This window comes from Streptomyces sp. NPDC059142 (genome assembly GCF_042755665.1).
Lineage (GTDB): Bacteria > Actinomycetota > Actinomycetes > Streptomycetales > Streptomycetaceae > Streptomyces.
Genome location: NZ_JBHZDA010000010.1, coordinates 68615 through 84788 on the forward strand (window position 1 = coordinate 68615; position 16174 = coordinate 84788).

General features: G+C 73.3%; 11 protein-coding genes. 5 read left to right on the plus strand and 6 right to left on the minus strand.

Features of this window, described 5'->3' with window-relative positions; translation table 11 throughout:
• Positions 1-176 precede the first annotated feature (176 nt).
• A complete protein-coding gene (locus ACFXPK_RS06175; protein ID WP_385072198.1) occupies positions 177-824 on the plus strand; it encodes a class F sortase in 648 nt (215 codons plus the stop codon).
• Positions 825-916: 92 nt separating this feature from the next.
• On the opposite strand, the gene ACFXPK_RS06180 is transcribed toward ACFXPK_RS06175, so the two are convergent.
• Genes ACFXPK_RS06180 through ACFXPK_RS06195 form a run of 4 tightly spaced genes read right to left on the minus strand, consistent with a single transcriptional unit; the run spans position 917 to position 6019 of the window.
• Positions 917-1960 carry an NAD-dependent epimerase/dehydratase family protein gene (locus ACFXPK_RS06180; protein WP_384997904.1) on the minus strand — a complete coding sequence of 348 codons (1044 nt, stop codon included), beginning with the start codon at positions 1958-1960 and terminating at the stop codon, positions 917-919.
• Entirely contained in the window at positions 1957-4050 is a 2094-nt protein-coding gene (locus tag ACFXPK_RS06185) for an AMP-binding protein (RefSeq protein ID WP_385072202.1), read from the minus strand. Before ACFXPK_RS06185 ends, ACFXPK_RS06180 begins: the two co-directional genes overlap by 4 nt.
• Positions 4051-4055: 5 nt before the next feature.
• Positions 4056-4964 (minus strand): hypothetical protein, encoded by a 909-nt coding sequence (locus ACFXPK_RS06190; protein WP_385072205.1) that lies wholly within the window; start codon positions 4962-4964, stop codon positions 4056-4058.
• A 2-nt stretch (positions 4965-4966) separates the two neighbouring features.
• Positions 4967-6019, minus strand: coding sequence for a 3-oxoacyl-ACP synthase III family protein (locus ACFXPK_RS06195; protein WP_385072207.1), 1053 nt, complete (start codon positions 6017-6019; stop codon positions 4967-4969).
• Positions 6020-6302: 283 nt separating this feature from the next.
• On the opposite strand from ACFXPK_RS06195, the gene ACFXPK_RS06200 reads away from it, so the two are divergent.
• Positions 6303-7841, plus strand: coding sequence for a cytochrome P450 (locus ACFXPK_RS06200; protein WP_385072300.1), 1539 nt, complete (start codon positions 6303-6305; stop codon positions 7839-7841).
• Positions 7842-7865: 24 nt separating this feature from the next.
• On the opposite strand, the gene ACFXPK_RS06205 is transcribed toward ACFXPK_RS06200, so the two are convergent.
• Positions 7866-8792: a LuxR C-terminal-related transcriptional regulator gene (locus tag ACFXPK_RS06205; protein WP_385072210.1), complete on the minus strand. Its 927-nt coding sequence runs from the start codon at positions 8790-8792 to the stop codon at positions 7866-7868.
• A gap of 354 nt (positions 8793-9146) precedes the next feature.
• Positions 9147-9905 carry a DUF4232 domain-containing protein gene (locus tag ACFXPK_RS06210; RefSeq protein ID WP_385072213.1) on the minus strand — a complete coding sequence of 253 codons (759 nt, stop codon included), beginning with the start codon at positions 9903-9905 and terminating at the stop codon, positions 9147-9149.
• 175 nt (positions 9906-10080) lie between these two features.
• Between ACFXPK_RS06210 and ACFXPK_RS06215 the strand changes: the two genes are divergently transcribed.
• The 3 genes from ACFXPK_RS06215 to ACFXPK_RS06225 all read left to right on the plus strand — a co-directional run bounded on the left by ACFXPK_RS06215 (position 10081) and on the right by ACFXPK_RS06225 (position 15831).
• Positions 10081-11556 carry a helix-turn-helix domain-containing protein gene (locus ACFXPK_RS06215; protein WP_385072216.1) on the plus strand — a complete coding sequence of 492 codons (1476 nt, stop codon included), beginning with the start codon at positions 10081-10083 and terminating at the stop codon, positions 11554-11556.
• A 172-nt stretch (positions 11557-11728) separates the two neighbouring features.
• The gene (locus ACFXPK_RS06220; protein WP_385072219.1) at positions 11729-14056 is read left to right on the plus strand and encodes an esterase-like activity of phytase family protein; all 2328 of its coding nucleotides are present in this window, start codon (positions 11729-11731) and stop codon (positions 14054-14056) included.
• A gap of 254 nt (positions 14057-14310) precedes the next feature.
• Complete coding sequence (locus tag ACFXPK_RS06225) at positions 14311-15831, plus strand: cryptochrome/photolyase family protein (protein WP_385072221.1); 1521 nt, start codon at positions 14311-14313, stop codon at positions 15829-15831.
• The last annotated feature ends 343 nt before the right edge of the window (positions 15832-16174 follow it).

Below are 16174 nucleotides of genomic sequence, written 5' to 3' on the forward strand. Positions count from 1 at the left end.
GGGGCGCGCGTCACAACCCCCCTCCGGGCGCTCGCCCCGTCTGTCTCTCACGACGGGGGGGCGGGCTGCTGCTCGGCGTGGGGCCCCCCCCACGGCTTCTTCCCGGCCCCGGCCCCGTCCTCCGGCCCCCGCCGCGCCCCCTCCGTCCTCCGCCCGTCCCACCCCTGGAGCCCGTCGTGTCCCCCGCGCACCCTCAGGTACGGCGCCCCGGCACCCTGCCGGCCCTCGTCCTCGCCCTCACCGCCGCCGTCCTCCTGCTCACCGGCTGTTCGTCCGACCCCGGGGGCGCGTCGTCCGCCGCGGGCTCCGTGGCCTCCGTGGACCCCGTAGGCCCTTCGTCCGGGAGCGGGCAGCCGGACGGGGACGGGAAGCCCGCGTCGCCCGCCGCGCCCGCCAAGGTCGACATCCCCTCGATCGGGATCAGCAGTTCCCTGATGGACCTCGGGCTCAACGAGGACGGCACCGTGGAGGTCCCGCCCGCCGAGAAGGGGATGACGGCGGGCTGGTACACCGGCGCCGTCGTACCCGGGGAGACGGGCGCCGCCGTGATCATCGGCCACAACGACACCCGCTTCGGCAGGGCCGTCTTCCACGACCTGAAGAAGATCGCCAAGGGTGCGGACATCACCGTCACCGACGAGCGGGGCGCGGCGGCGCGCTTCACCGTCACCGGCACCGAGAGCGTCGGCAAGAACGCGTTCCCCACCGACAAGGTCTACGGCCCGACCGACGAGCGCGCCCTGCGGCTGATCACCTGCGACGGCGACTTCGACGCGCAGGGGCACCCGGTGAACAACCTCATCGTCTACGCGAAGCTCGCCTGACGACACGCCCCCGGCCGCGCGGAGACGACCGGCCGGCAGGGCCCGTCACCGCGCGCCACCTCACCGGACGCCCACCGGACGCCCACCGAGGCTCACCGGACGGCGCGCTTGAACTCCTCCACCCCGCCCAGCGACTCGACCCACGCCATGAGCTGCTTCAGCCCGTCCTCCTGGCTGATGACCGGCGCGTACCCGAGGTCCCGTTCCGCCGCGGTCGTGTCGTACGTGGTCGAGCGGGTGAGCAGCGCCACCGCGTAGCGGGTGAGCGGCGGTTCGCGGCGGGCGGCCAGCGCGGGCACCCGCCAGGCCAGCTCCACGGCCTCGACGAGGGCGCCGAGGACGAGCGGCGGGATCCGGCGGGTCGGCGGTTGTACACCGAACAGCCCGGCCAGCCGTACCAGCAGCTCCCGGAGGTCGGTCCGCTCCCCGTCCGCGATGAAGTACGCCTTGCCGCCGACCCGTTCGGCCGGGGCGTCCGCCGCCAGCAGCGACGCGGCGACCGCGTTGTCGCAGTGGCAGAGCGAGGTGACCACCGTCCGCCCCGCCGCCAGGTCGGGCAGCCGCCCGGCCGCCATCCGTCCGACCATCCGGGGCAGGAACCCGGCGCGGTCGCGCGGTCCCCAGATGCCGCGCGGACGCAGCGAGACCGTGGTGAACCCCGGCCGGTTCGCGGAGAGGACCAGGCGCTCCGCGGCCGCCTTGGTCTCGGAGTAGAGGTTGTAGTAGCGGTCGGGGTACGGGGTGGTCTCGTCGATGCCGAGCCGGTCCCCCTCGCCCACCCGCATCAGCGCGCTGGGGCTGCTGATGAAGACGAAGCGTTCCGCGCCCGCCGTGCGGGCGGCCTCCATCAGCAGCCGGGTGCCGAGGACGTTGGCGCTCCAGAACTGCTCGCGGGTGCCGTGCTCGACGACCCGCGCGGCGCTGTGGTGGACGACGTCCACGCCCTCGGCGGCGCGCGCCAGCGAGGCGGCGTCCGCCAGGTCCCCGTAGGCCAGTTCCAGGCCGGGGAGCGCGCGCAGCCGGGTCAGGTCGGAGCCCTGCCGGACGAGGGCGCGTACGTCGTGCCCGGCGTGGAGCGCGGCCTCGGCGAGATGTCCGCCGAGGAACCCGGAGGCGCCGGTGATCAGGACCTTCATTTCTTCGTCCCCGGTGTGTCGTCCCGCGCCGGTTCGGCCGGGGGCAGGGTGCGCCACCAGGTGGCGCCGTACAGCATGGTCAGCCCGGCGGTCGCGGCGTCCCGGTAACCGGCCGCGCGGCCCCGTGGCAGCGCCGCCGGGATCTGGGCGGCGTGGACGCCGACGCTGAGGAAGGCGTCGGCCCACCACAGGGCGCGTACCACCGGATGGTCCGGGAGGACCGGCCGTGCCAGCAGGTAGGCCCAGCCGGCCAGCGGTACGGCCCGCAGTGCCCAGGTGCGCGCGGTGGTGGCGGGGCGGCGGCGCGCCGCGAGTCGGCGTGCGGCCCAGACGCCGAGCTGTTCCCGGCCGATCTTCGCGTTGTGCCGGATGTCCACCGGGAAGGCCGGGTGGCGCAGGAACTCCTCCAGGCCCCGGGTCACCTCGTGCCCGGCCGCCAACGCGCGGAGTTCCGGTACGAGTTCACGCCAGCGCGCGTCGGTGACGCCGGGTTCGGTCTCCACACAGACCACCGGCTTCTTCGCGCCGGGTTCCCCGACCCCGACGAGGGCGGCACGGCGCACCTCGGGGTGGGCGTTGAACACACCTTCGCACCGTACGGTGTGGAGGTCGCCGTCCGTGGTCCGGACCCGCTGGGCGCGCCGGCCGCAGAACCAGAGCCGTCCCGAGGCGTCCAGGTAGCCGAGGTCGCCGGTACGGTGCCACAGCCGCGTGGTGCCGTCGGCGGTCTCCTCGGGGATCTTGTACTGGGTGTTGGCGGCGGGGTCGCCGTGGTACCCCGGGCTGACCGCGTCGCCCGCGAGCACGATCTCGCCGATCTCGCCCTGCGGCAGGGCCAGTTCGGGAGTCCAGCGCTCGACGGGCCCGTCGGACACCCGGATGATCCGTACCGCCATGCCGGGCAGCGGGCGGCCCACGCACGTACCGGCGCCGGACGCCGACAGCGCGGCCGTCCCGCCGGTCCCGGCGACGGAACCGGGCGCGTCCGCGGAGCCGGGCGCGTCGAGGGAACGAGGCGTGTCCGCCGAGCCGGTCCTGTCCGCAGAGCCGGTCCCGTCCGCCCAGCCGAGCACGTCGGCCGATTCGACGGAGGAGATCGGCAGCGCCTCGGTGGCCCCGTAGGTCACATGGAACTCGGCCTTCTCGCCGAGCGCCCCGCGTACGGTCGCCACGACGTCCGGCGGTACGGGCGCCCCGCCCGCGGCGACGAACCGCAGGTCGGGCAGTTCGGTCCGGTGCTCCTTCAGATGCTGCCCGAGCACCCGCAGCAGCGCGGGCGAGGCGATCATGCTGGTCACCCGGAAGCGGGTCAGGGCGTCGGTCAGCAGCTCGGGCCTGGCGTCGGCGACCTTGGCCGGTGACACCGGCGCGAGCACCAGCGTCGAGCCGTGCAGCAGGTCGAGGATGCCGTACGCGGGCAGGGTGATCAGCGAGACGTCGTCGCTGTCGCGCTCGTGGACGGCCTGGAGCAGCCGCAGCATGGGCGCGCTCATCCGGTGGGTGTACTCGACGCCCTTGGCGGGGCCGGTGCTGCCCGTGGTGAAGGCGATCATCTGGAGGTCGTCGGCGGACGGGCGGGGCAGGTTCTCCGCGCGGGGTCCGGTGCGCAGCCGCGCCAGCGTCTCGCCGCCCCAGAACCAGCGGCGGCCCACGGTGACCGTGGTCCGTACGTCGCGGAAGGCGCCGCGCCCGAGGACCCGTACGACATGGGCGACGGGCAGACCGATGAACGCCTCGGCGCCCACCGCCCGGTAGCAGTGCAGCATCCGCTTGACGCCCATGCCCGGGTCCACCACGACCGGGACCGCGCCGATCCGGATCAGGGCGAAGACGACGGCGAACAGATCGGGGCCCGGGGCGGTCATGAGGATGGTCCGGGTGCCCCGGGTGATGCCGATCCGGTGGAACCCGGCCGCCAACCGCTCGACCTGGTCGTGGAGTTCGCCGTAGGTCAGTTCGCGGTAGCGGATCGATCCGTCGGCGTCGTGTCCGTCCGGGTGCACGATCGCCGCCTTGGCGGGGAAGGTGCGGGCGTTGCGCTCCAGGATGTCGGCCGGGCCGTCCTCGCGGTCCGCGGGTATCGGGGCCACCGCGTTCACCGGTCCTGCGGCCGGTAGCGTACGCAGGTCACGCTCGGGCCCGCTCCCGCGGTCACGAACAGCAACTCGTCGTAGCCGTCGGGGAGTCCGTCCCGTACCGCCTGGAGATAGCTGAGCACCGGGGCGGCGGTGTGCGGTTCGCCCGCCCCCGCGTCGGCCACCTCGGGGGCCACGACGGCGGCCGGGGCCATGCCCAGGCGGCCGGCCAGCTCCTCGGGGAAGCCGGGCGCGGGCCGGTTGCAGACCAGCAGCGTACGGTCGAGGGCCAGGCCCTCCTCGCGTACGTACCCGTCGACGCTGTCGGCGGCGAGGTCCAGCAGCCGCTCCGCCCAGCCCTCTTCGTGGTGCACGGTGATCTGTCCGCGCTCCTCGCCCGTTCCCCCGGCCAGGCTCACATAGCCCGTCGTCCCCGAGGTGCCCCGGGCGCTGTACGCGCGGACCGGGCCGAAGCCGCTCCCGCCGTCGGCGCACCGCTCCAGCAGCAGGGCGGCGCCGAGGTCGGCGTACGGATAGCCGGGGTCCAGACGGGCGTTGCCGCCGGGGTGCACGTCGGCGGCGGTGACCAGGACGCGTTCGGTGCTGCCGCTGCCCAGCAGGGCCTGGGCGACCTGGACGGCGTTGAGGACGCCGCAGGCGCCGTTCATCAGGTCGAAGGAGAGGCCGGGCGACCGGTCGACGGTGTAGTCGAGGCTGATGCCCACCTCTTTCTGCACCAGCGCCGCCATGGCCGGTTCGAGGGCGTTGTTCTCCCGGTAGACACCGACGTTCACCAGGACGCCCACCGCCTGGGGCGCCAGCCCGGCCTGGTCCAGGCAGTCCTGGGCGGCCTCGGCCGCCAGCCGGATGTCGGAGGTGCGGACGGCCTGCGGCACGGTGGCGGAGGCGGCCCTGATGATCGTACCCACGGTCAGACTCCCAGATTGGTGATCGTCGCGGACAGGCCCCCGGTGACCACGCCCGAAGCGGCGGGCACCAGAAGGAACTTGGCGCCCCGGCGCGCGGTCCCGGCCCGCAGGTGCTCGCCGAGTGTGACGAAGTGCGAGGTGCTGGCGGTGTTGCCGAGGTAGTGGGCCGTGGACAGCGTCTCGGGCATCGCGGTGCTGAACGCCGACTCGCCGTGCTCCTGCATGAAGTCGATGAACCGGGTGGAGACCTGGTGGTGGATGACGTAGTCGAACTTCTCGTCCGCGAAGTCCGCGCCGTCCTTGGCGAGGAAGTCGCTGTAGAAGCCGGACCAGATCCTCCGCCGGCCCTCCGCCTGCTGCGTCTTGGAGTCCGTGTACATGGCGAGGCCGCCGGTCCGCTCGCTCGGCATGGCCAGGCAGAGATGGGAGTACTCGGCGGCCGTCATCAGCTCGACGTGGTGGATCCGGTCGGACTCGTCCTCGGACTCGTCGAGGATCACCGCGGCGCCGGAGTCCCCCACCGTGAGGGAGGCGAACTGGGGGTCGCGGGAGGATTCCATCTCCGCGGCGGCCGTACGCGCGATCGGGGTGATGCGCTCGCCGCTGACCACCAGGCCGTTACGGACCATGCCCTCCCGGATCATCCGGTCCAGGACATGGACGCCGGTGATCATTCCCGCGCAGGCGTTGGACAGGTCGAAGTGGATCGCCCGGTGGGCGCCCAGCTCCTCGATGAGCATCCGGGCGAACGACGGCTCGAAGAGGTACCGGTCGCCGCCCTTGCTGCGGCTGATCGACGTGGAGATCACCACGTCCAACTCGCCCGCTTCGTAGCGGGAGGTGCGCAGCGCGTCCTGGGCGGCGCGCAGGGCCAGCCCGAAGGAGTCCTCGCCGGCGTCCGCGTCGGCGACCCGGCGGGCCGTGACGCCGGTGACGCGCTCCAGGGGAACATTCGCCCCGGTGATCGTGGCGACCAGTTCGGATGTCGGCTGCACCGCGGCGGGCAGGCAGGTCCCCAGCGCTTCGAAGCGGCTGGCACGCGCAATCGTCGCCATCCCGTCCTTCTTTCTCGTTCCGGGTCCCGCGCGGGCGTCGGCCGCGCGGGACGAGACGGTCTTACGCCCGCACTGTTGTCGGCGAACGGCCGCGGCCCCCGGCGGCGTTGGGTCCACATTCTTCGCGCAATCCGCCCTTCGAGGTCACTACGTGGACACGTAGGACCGGCACTACGTATCCACGTAGTGCCGGTCGGAAGGCGGGTCTGCCAGGCTCGATGTGACCCGGCGACCACGGAGCGGAGCCATCGGGAGGGAAGCTGTGACGGAGCGAGCGGAGGGGATGCGTGTGACGGCCGAAACGCCCGTCCCGGGACCGACCGGTGCCCGGCTGGCCAGATCCCTGCTGGAGCTGCGCCGCAACCCGCTGAGCGCGTTCCGGCGGGCCAGACGCGAGTACGGGGACGTCGTGCGCCTCGCCGCCGGGCTGCCCGGTCTGCGCCTCGACCTCCATCTGGTCTTCTCCGCCGAGGGCGCCCGGGAGGTGCTGGCCACGCGCGCGGCCGACTTCCGCAAGGACAACGTCATGTACGAGGTCATCCGGGAGTCCTTCGGCAACGGCCTGCTCACCAGCCAGGACGACGAGTACCGGCGCCAACGTCGCCTGATCCAGCCGCTGTTCACCCGCCGCCGGGTCGACGGCTACGCCGACGCGGCGTGCGCCCAGGCGGAGGCGCTGGCCGAGCGGTGGCGCGAGGCGCCCGGCCGCACCGTCGACCTCACCGAGGAGATGCCGGCGTTCGCGCTCCGCACCCTGTGCCACATCCTCTTCGGCGCGGACTCCGACGCCGCGGTGCGGGTGGTGAACCGCTGTCTGCCCGTCCTCCTGGACTACACACTGGAGCGCGGCAACACACCGCTCACCCTGCCCCGCCACTGGCCGACCCCGCGCAACCGCCGGGCCGCCGCCGCCCGGCGGGGGCTGTACGAGCTGTGCGACGAGATCATCGCCGAGCGCAGAACGGGCCGTGCGGAGAAGGGCGCCGCCGCCCGGAGCGCCGCCGACGGGACGGGCGACGACCTGCTGGGGCTGCTCATGGGCGCCTCCGGGGCGGGCGGCGCGTCCGGGGCGTCCGACGCCTCCGGCGTGTCCGACGCGTCCGGGGCGTCCGGCGTGTCCGGGGCGTCCGGCGTGTCCGATGCCTCCGGACCCTCCGGGGGCGGCGACGCGCTCGACCTGGAGGAGATCCGCGACCAGGTCCTCATCTTCCTGGTCGCGGGCCACGAGACCACCGCGACCGGGCTGGCCATGGCCCTGTATCTGCTGGCCCGGCACCCGGAGGAGCAGGCCCGCGCCCGCGAGCAGGTCGACCGGGTGCTCGCCGGGCGGAGGCCGGGCGCCGCCGACCTGGACGCGCTCCCCTACCTCACGAAGGTGCTCAAGGAGGCCATGCGCCTCCAGTCTCCGGTCCCCTTCATCTCCCGCCGGGCCGTCAGGGACACGGTGGTCGACGGCCACCGCATCCCCGCCGGGGCCGATGTGATGGTCTGCGGCGCGGTCACCCAGTACGACCCCGCGCACTGGCCGGACCCGGAGCGCTTCGACCCCGAGCGCTTCACTCCGGAGGGCGAGGCCGGCAGGCCGCGCTACGCCTGGTTCCCGTTCGGCGGCGGCAGCCGGGCCTGCATCGGGCAGCACTTCTCGATGCTGGAGTCGGTCCTCTGTCTCGCCGTTCTGCTCCAGCGGTACGAACTCCGGCCCGCCGGGCCCGAGATCCCGCTCGGCAAGACGGTGACGCTCAAGGAGAACGGCCCGATCCGCTGCCATCTCACCGCGCGCACCACCGCCCCGGTCCTCGCGGAGCGCAACGCCGCCGGATGAAGGGGCGGATCCCGTGGAGACGGATCAGCAGGCCCCTTCGACGTTCGACGTCCGGTGCCCGGCGAGCTGTCCGACGGGGGAACTGAGCTTATGCGCCAGTTGGACACGCGACCGGACACCCAGCTTCTGGAAGATGCGGCGCAGATGAAAATCGACGGTATGGGGTGAAATGGAGAGTCGGCCCGCTATCTGATGGTTACTGAACCCCTCGCGCGCCAGCGTCGCCACTGCCCGTTCGGACTTCGTCATACGGGCCCAGAAGCCTTCCGTGCCCGAACGGGCACCCGTAATTCCGGCGGCCGGAATACCGGCGGGGGCGAGGTCGTCGGTGGAGATGTCGGCGGCCCGTTCCGATAACTTCCGCAGCCGCCGGACGGCCCGCTCCTCGTCGCGGACCGAACCGATTTTCCGGTATATTTCGGCCGCTTGACGCAGCCGGAATTCCGATTCCGCGTACGGCCGCTCCGGCGCCGCCATGAGCAACATCCCCAGATCCTCGATGGCCGAGGCGCGCGCCCACGGATCCCGATAACGCTCGATCACCCGGCGCAGCCCCGCCGCGTCCCGGTCCAGCAGACTCCGCGCATGCAGCGATCCGGGCCGTGTCTCGGGCCCCGCCGCCCCCACGACCGCCTCCGCGGCTGCCCGGTCGTCGGCCCGTAACAGCTCCCGCACCAGCCAGGGCGCGGCCTCCGGCTCCAGCGACAGCATGACCCCGTCCGCCAGCTTTTCCGACTGCTCCGCCATAAACCGCTCAACGGCGCGCCGAGGGCCTATCGAGGCCGCCGCGAACTGGAGTATCAGCCAGTTGTAGCGGGCCAGTTCATCGGGTGGGGCGGAATCCGGGATCGCTTCATGGACGGTTTCGACATGCCGGGCCGCAGCCAGCAGATCCCCTCGCCGTATGGCTGCCGTGGCCAATATGGAAGGAGCGAATTGTCCCTTGTTCATGGCGATGGAAATTTCCCTCGTAGGTCGCGATTCGACTGCAACTGCAAGGCGTCCCACGTTCCCGGAGGGTTACGTCCGGGTTATCGTTCCGTGTACGCCGTGCAGGTAAATTCGCCGCCGACAGGAGAGCGTATTCATATGTGGAACTTCGGATCGAGTGGAGTCTAGCCCCGATCTTGCGCGGGGGGCCGTGAGCGCACGCGACACACCATTCGTCCCGCTTGTCCGAGGCAGCCGTACGAAGGCCGGGCCGTGCGGGGCCGGTTGGGGCCGCACATGGCCGGGGACCACACACCACCGAGGTGGCCGGGAGCGATCCCCGGCCACCTCGGTCCGTCACCACAGGGCGGGACGTCACCAGTCGATGGCGGTGTCCATCGTCTGCTGCCAGTACGTGACCTTGAGCGAGTCGTCGACGTACACGCCCTTGGCGGGCAGCGACGGGGTGGCACCCGAGCCGACGCTCTCCGAGCCGGAGCGGCCCTGGAAGTAGACCTCCAGGGACTTCTCCGTGCGGCCGTTCGAGGCGCTGCCGTCGGTGGCCGACAGGCTCACCGCGGCGTAACCGGACTGCCCCGGTGCGAGCTTGACGACGGCCTGCGGCTGGGAGTCCTCGATGACCGGCGGCACCGACTGCGCCTCGCCGAAGCGGACGGCCGGGTAGCCGTACAGGAAGCAGGTGTTGCGGCCGGTGTTGGTGACGGTGAGGAGCATGTGGTTCACCGGGCGGGTCAGCGGGGCGGCGACCGTCCTGGTGGTGGAGCCCTCGCAGGTGACCACCTTGCCGGAGGGTTCCTGGGCCTTCTGGGCGGGGGCGTCCGCGCCCGGCTCCGCGGCGTCGGAGGAGTCCTCGGCGTCGCCGGAGGACGAGCCGTCGGACGACGAGGAGCCCTTGGCGGAGGAGCCGGAGCCGGAGCCGGAGTCCTTCGAGGCGTCGCTGCCCGCGGAGGACGCGCCGGGCGTGGCGGCCGTACCGGTGGCGGCGGTGTTCGCCGACGCGCCCTCGTCCGTCACGCCCGTTCCGTCGTCGCACGCGGTCAGGGAGAGCGCGGCGAGCACGACGGCCGCGGCGGTGGTGACGAGGCGCGAGCGGGAGTTACGGATGCTGGACATGGCGTGGTGCCCCTTAGTCGTTCGGGTGGGGTGGTGCTTGGATGACTGGAGCTTGTGGGGTGATCCGTCCCAGCCGCTACGGGGAGCGGGCATTACGGGACGCTGGAACGCCGAAACAGCCTTTGACCAGGGGAAACGCAAGGCCCTTGGAACGCGTGGAGGGGACACCGAGGGGATGGGCGGACGAGTGCCTGAGGCGCGAGGGACCGGGGCGGCGGACGAGTTCGCCGCGCTGCTGCGGGAGCTGAAGGACCGTTCGGGGCTGAGCTACGGCGCGCTCGCCAAGCGGCTGCACATGAGTACGTCGACGCTGCACCGCTACTGCAACGGCACCGCCGTGCCCAACGACTACGCCCCGGTGGAGCGTCTGGCCCGGGTGTGCAAGGCCACGGGGCAGGAACTGGTGGAGGTGCACCGGCGCTGGATCCTGGCGGACGCGGCCCGGAGGACCAGACCGGACCAGGGCGGGGCGGCGACCGGGGCGAAGAGCGCGGGCGCCGTGGGTACGTCCGAGCAGGCGGCCCCGCTTGTACCGGGCCAGTCGGACCAAGCGGGCCAGTCGGACCGGGCGGGCCAGGTGGGCGATGCGGGCCAAGGCGGCGACGCCAAGGACAGCGACGGCAGGGACGTCGGGGGCAGCGAGAACAGGGACGCCGCAAACCCCGGAAACGGCGGCGCCGGCGGTGACGACGAGGTCCTGGTCGACCTGCCGCGCCGGCCCCTGCCGCCGCTGCGCCGCCGGAGCGCGCTGATCGCCTCCGCCGCGGCGGTCGCCGTCCTGGGAGCCGTGGTGCTCGCCGTCACCCTGCCCTCCGGCGGGGACGGGACCCGCGCCGCCGACGGTACGGGAGCCGGCGCCCCCGCGGTGACCACGGGCACGGCGGACACCCCGGCGCCCTCGGCGTCGGACTCCGCCTCCCCTTCCGCGTCCCCTTCCCCCAGCGGGAAGAGCCCCGGCCCGTCCGCCTCCGCCACCGAGGGCTCAGCCGAAGCCGCCCCCGGAGCCTCGCGCGACGGCGACGGGAAGGGCGCCGCGCCCGCCGACGGCGCCACCGGCGCACCGCTGAACGTCGCCGTCCGCCCCTACGTCTACGAGGATCCGTGCAGTCAGCACTTCCTCGTCGACAGCGGACCCGAGCAGGTCGGCCCGCCCGCGGGCGAGCCGGACGCGCCGCGCTGGGCCGCCGCCTACGGCGCGGTCGCCTCGGGGGAGCAGCGGGTCGCCCTGACCCTTCAGGGCACCGGGCCGAACACGGTCGTCCTGGAGGAGCTGCACGTACGGATCGTCGGCAAGCGCGCGCCGCTCGCCTGGAACGACTACTCGATGGGGGTCGGTTGCGGCGGTGGCGTCGGCACCAAGTCCTTCGACATCGACCTCGACAACGGCAGCCCCACGGTCACCGTCAAGAACGGCCAGCGCGACTTCCCGTACAAGGTCAGCGAGTCCGACCCTGAGGTCTTCTACATCGACGCGCGCACCACGGCGCACGACGTCCGCTGGGAGCTCAGCGTGAAGTGGACCAGCGGCGGACGCGGCGGGACGGTGCGCGTCGACAACGGCGGCGTCCCGTTCCGTACGAGCGCGGGGAGCGCCCGGCCCGGCTACGACTACCCGCTGGGCGGCGGCGAGTGGATCGAACGGGAAGGCTGACGCGTCCCCTTGAGCCCCGCGGCCCGTCGGACACCCCGTCGGCCACCCCGGCGGGCAGCCTCCCGGCGACCTCCCGGCGGCCTTCGCCGGGTGTTCATCCGGACGCCGTGCCGCGCTCGTCCGTGGACGGGACCATCATGCTCCGCCGCCCCTGTTGTGCAACGGAGAAACGATGCTCCCGAAGAGAACCTACGCCGCCCTCGCAGCCCTGGCCGTGGCCGTCCCCGTCGTCATCGGCCTGCCGACCGGCGCCGGTGCGGACCCGGCGAGCGCGCACCCGGAGCGGCAGCAGCGGCCCGTAGCCTTCGACCGGACCGCCACGTACCCCGTCTTCCAGAACCGGCCGGCGGGTGACGACCCGGCCGCCCCGACCGTTGCCGAGATCTCCGCGACCAGCGAGGACGGCCGCACCCTCGTCTACACCGACGCCGCGGCCCGGCGGATCGGCTTCCTCGACATCGGCGACCCCGAAGCCCCGCGCGGGCTCGGCACGCTGTCGCTGACCGAACTCGGCGACGCCGAGGACGAGCCGACCTCGGTGGCCGTGGTCGGTCCGTACGTTCTGGTGGTGGTGAACACCAGCGCCGGCTACACCGAACCCTCCGGCCGGCTCGACGTCATCTCGCTGCGCGACCGGCGCCGGGTGGCCAGCCACGACCTCGGCGGCCAGCCCGACTCCATCGCGATCAGCGAGGACAAGCGGTACGCGGCCGTCGCGATCGAGAACGAACGCGACGAGGAGGCGACCCCGCCCGGACGCGAGAAGGGCGACCTGCCCCAGCTCCCGGCCGGATTCGTACAGATCGTCGATCTCAAGGGCGACGCGCCGGAGCGGTGGCGCACCCGGGCCGTCCCGCTGACCCGTGCGGACGGCGGGGCGCTGCCCGTCCTGGCCGACGCCGGGATCACCGAACCGACCGACCCGGAGCCGGAGTACGTCTCCGTCAACAGCCGCAACCAGCTCGCGGTGACCCTCCAGGAGAACAACGGCGTGGTCGTGGTGGACCTGCCGACGGGCAGGGTCACCAAGGCGTTCAGCGCCGGTACGGCGACGGTCGAGGGCGTGGACACGGCCGATGACGGCAGGATCGACCCGACCGGCTCGATCACCGACGTGCCGCGCGAGCCCGACGCGGTCGGCTGGATCGACGACCGCTATCTGGCGACCGCCAACGAGGGTGACTGGCGCGGCGGCACCCGGGGCTGGTCGATCTTCGACAGCCGGACCGGCAAGGTCGCCTGGGACGCGGGCAACACCTTCGAGGCGCTCGCCACGCGGTACGGGCTGCACAACGAGAGCCGCGCCGGGAAGAAGGGCACCGAGCCCGAGGGCCTGGCGATCGCCGAGTTCCAGGGCGTGCGGTACGCCTTCGTCGGCTCCGAGCGGAGCAACTTCGTCGCCGTCTACGACCTGAGCCGGCCGACCGCCCCGGTCTTCCGCCAGGTGCTGCCCACCACCAACGGCCCCGAGGGGCTGCTGCCGATCCCGTCGCGCGGACTGCTCGCGGTCTCCAGCGAGGAGGACGACGCCTCCGTCAACGTACGGTCCTCGGTGAACGTCTTCCGGCTGGGGCGGCGGACCCCGGCGGTCCCCGGCCTCGTCTCGGCGTCGGGCCCCGGCGGCGCCCCGATCGGCTGGGGCGCGCTCGGCGCGCTCTCCGCCGTACCCGGCAGGCCGCACCAGCTCTACAGCGTGACCGACGCCGCGTACTCCGACACCCGGATCCTGACCATCGACGCGGCACGGAAGCCGGCGGTCATCACCCGGTCGTTGACGGTCAAGGGGAGCGACGGCCGGCCGGTCGGTTACGACGCGGAGGGCATCCACGCCCGGCCGCAGGGCGGTTTCTGGCTCGCCGTGGAGGGCGCGACCGGCGCGGGCAACAAGCTGGTCAGGCTCGACAGCACCGGAAGGACCCGGCAGGTCGTCCCGCTGCCCGCGGACATCGCCGCGGGCCTCGGCGGACAGGGCTTCGAGGGGGTCACCGCGACGACCGGCCGCGACGGCCGCGAGGTGGTCTGGGCCGCGCTCCAGCGCGAGGTCAAGGGCGACCCGGCCGGCACCGTCCGGCTCGGCCGGTACGACGTCACGGCCGGCACCTGGAGCTGGTACGGGTACCGGATCGGCACCACGACCACGCCGGGCGACTGGATCGGCCTCTCCGAGATCACCGTGGTCGGCGACCGGCTCGCCGTCATCGAGCGGGACAAGCTGAACGGCCCGGCCGCCAGAATCAAGCGGGTGTACACGGTCGCCCTGCCCAAGGGCGCGGCGCCGTCGGACCGGTTGCCCGTACTGCCGAAGAAGCTCGCGCACGACGTGCTGCCCGACCTGCGCGCCACGAACGGCTGGACCCAGGAGAAGCTGGAGGGCCTGGCCGTGGCGGGCGACGGCCAGGTCTACGCCGTCACCGACAACGACGGCGTGGACAACTCCACCGGGGAGACGGCCTTCCTGCGCCTCGGCTCCAGCAGGAAGCTCCAGCAGCCCGCGACGTGACGCCCGCGACGTGACACCCGCGATCTGACGCCCGCGACCTGACGCCCGCGACGTGACACCCGCGACCTGACGCCCGCGACCTGACGCACATGGAGCGCCGGGGCCCGTTCGGCCAGGCCCGGAGTGTCGGCGGGCGGGCGCGGGCGTCGGCTGGCAGCATCGGGCGAGGGGGCGACCCGGCGGTCACCGCGCGGCAGGGCTGCGTACGGCACACACCGCCCGCGCGGGGCACCGGCCGTGAGAGGCGGAAACCCATGGAGCCACGCCCCCACTGGCTGTTCGGGGACCAGCTCGGCCCGCACTTCCTCGACCCCCGCCACGGCGGCCCCGACGCGCACGCGCCGGTGGTCATGATCGAGGCGCGTGCGGTGCTGCGCCGCCGCCGTTTCCACCGGGCCAAGGCCCATCTGGTGCTCTCGGCGATGCGGCACCGCGCCGCCGAACTCGGCGACCGCGTCACCTACGTACGCGCCGACACGTACACCGAGGGCCTGGCCCGGATCCGCGGGGACCTGGGCGCCAGAGCCCGGCTGACGGTCCGCCACCCCACCTCGCGCCGGGCGCTGGAGTTCGTCACCGCGCAGGAGGGCGTGGAGATCCTGCCGGCCCGGGGCTTCCTGGTGAGCCGGGACGCCTTCGCCGAGTGGGCCGGGCGCGGCCGGGGACGGAGCCTGCGGCTGGAGGGGTTCTACCGCTGGGTGCGCGAGCGCCACGACCTGCTCATGGACGGCGACGAGCCGGCCGGCGGCCGGTGGAACCTCGACCACGACAACCGCGAACCCCCGCCGCGCCGGCAGGGCACTCTCGGCGTCCGGGGCCCCTGGCAGCCCACCGAGGACGAGATCGACGACGAGGTCCGCCACGACCTCGACCGCTGGGAGCGCGACGGCGACCTCTCCTTCGTCGGCCGCGACGGCCCCCGGCGCTTCCCCGCCACCCGGCGCGAGGCGCTGGCCGCGCTGCGGCACTTCGTCACCCACCGGCTCCCGGACTTCGGCCGGTACGAGGACGCCATGCTCGCCGCCGATCCGGTGATGAGCCACAGCCTGCTCTCCGTACCCCTGAACCTCGGTCTTCTCGACCCGGCCGCCTGCGTGGAGCGCGCCGAGCGGGCCTACCGGGACGGCGACGCGCCCCTCAACAGCGTCGAGGGCTTCGTCCGGCAGATCGCCGGCTGGCGCGAGTACGTCTGGCACCTGTACTGGCACTTCGGCGAGGAGTACCGGCACCGCAACGCGCTGCGCCACACCGCCCCGCTGCCGGACTGGTTCCTCGACCTGGACGCCGACGCGGTCACCGCCAACTGCCTCTCCACCGTGCTCGCGCAGGTCAGGGACGTCGGCTGGACCCACCACATCCCGCGCCTGATGGTGCTGGGCAGCCGCGCCCTCCAGGACGGCTGGGATCCGGCGGCGGTCACCGACTGGTTCCACCGCTGCTTCGTCGACGGCTACGACTGGGTGATGCTCCCCAACGTCGTCGGCATGTCCCAGTACGCGGACGGCGGCCTGATGACCACCAAGCCCTACACCTCCGGCGGCGCGTACCTCCACCGTATGAGCGACCTCTGCGGCCCCTGCGCCTACCGCCCCTCCGACCGCACCGGTGACCGCGCCTGCCCGTACACCACCGGGTACTGGGCCTTCCTCCACCGCCACCGCACGCGCCTCGCCGCCAACCACCGCACCGCCCGCGCCGTGAAGGGCCTCGACCGCCTCGGCGACCTGCCGGAACTCCTCGACACGGTGGCACAGCGGGGCGACACACCTCCGTGACCGGACGTCGGGCCGCGAACGGGCGCCGTGAGCAGGCGAGTCAGCCGGTGCGTCCGCGTCGCGGATGACATGGATCACCAAAGTGCCCCGTACAGGGAAAGCAACTGTCCCCCGATGAGGCAATTGCCCGTCGTGGGGGAGCGGGATGCCGTACCGGGGGCGCTGCCCGCACGCTTCCGGCCAGGGTGTTTCCGGTCATACGATCACCACCGAAGCCCTGCGTGAGCGCGACCGCAGCGGCCGGCCCAGCACTCGCCCGACCCGCTGCCCGAACGCACCGCCCGCTTTCCCGCCCGCTTGCCTGCTGCCTTCCTCGCCCGCTTCCCCGTTTCACGAACGCGTT

What these genes read in the sequence shown, in the direction of transcription:
- ACFXPK_RS06180 (WP_384997904.1), bottom strand. Translation starts at nt 1,960, where the DNA reads ATGAAGGTCCTGATCACCGGCGCCTCCGGGTTCCTCGGCGGACATCTC.
- ACFXPK_RS06195 (WP_385072207.1), bottom strand. Translation starts at nt 6,019, where the DNA reads ATGGCGACGATTGCGCGTGCCAGCCGCTTCGAAGCGCTGGGGACCTGC.
- ACFXPK_RS06200 (WP_385072300.1), top strand. Translation starts at nt 6,303, where the DNA reads ATGCGTGTGACGGCCGAAACGCCCGTCCCGGGACCGACCGGTGCCCGG.
- ACFXPK_RS06205 (WP_385072210.1), bottom strand. Translation starts at nt 8,792, where the DNA reads ATGAACAAGGGACAATTCGCTCCTTCCATATTGGCCACGGCAGCCATA.
- ACFXPK_RS06210 (WP_385072213.1), bottom strand. Translation starts at nt 9,905, where the DNA reads ATGTCCAGCATCCGTAACTCCCGCTCGCGCCTCGTCACCACCGCCGCG.
- ACFXPK_RS06215 (WP_385072216.1), top strand. Translation starts at nt 10,081, where the DNA reads ATGGGCGGACGAGTGCCTGAGGCGCGAGGGACCGGGGCGGCGGACGAG.
- ACFXPK_RS06220 (WP_385072219.1), top strand. Translation starts at nt 11,729, where the DNA reads ATGCTCCCGAAGAGAACCTACGCCGCCCTCGCAGCCCTGGCCGTGGCC.
- ACFXPK_RS06225 (WP_385072221.1), top strand. Translation starts at nt 14,311, where the DNA reads ATGGAGCCACGCCCCCACTGGCTGTTCGGGGACCAGCTCGGCCCGCAC.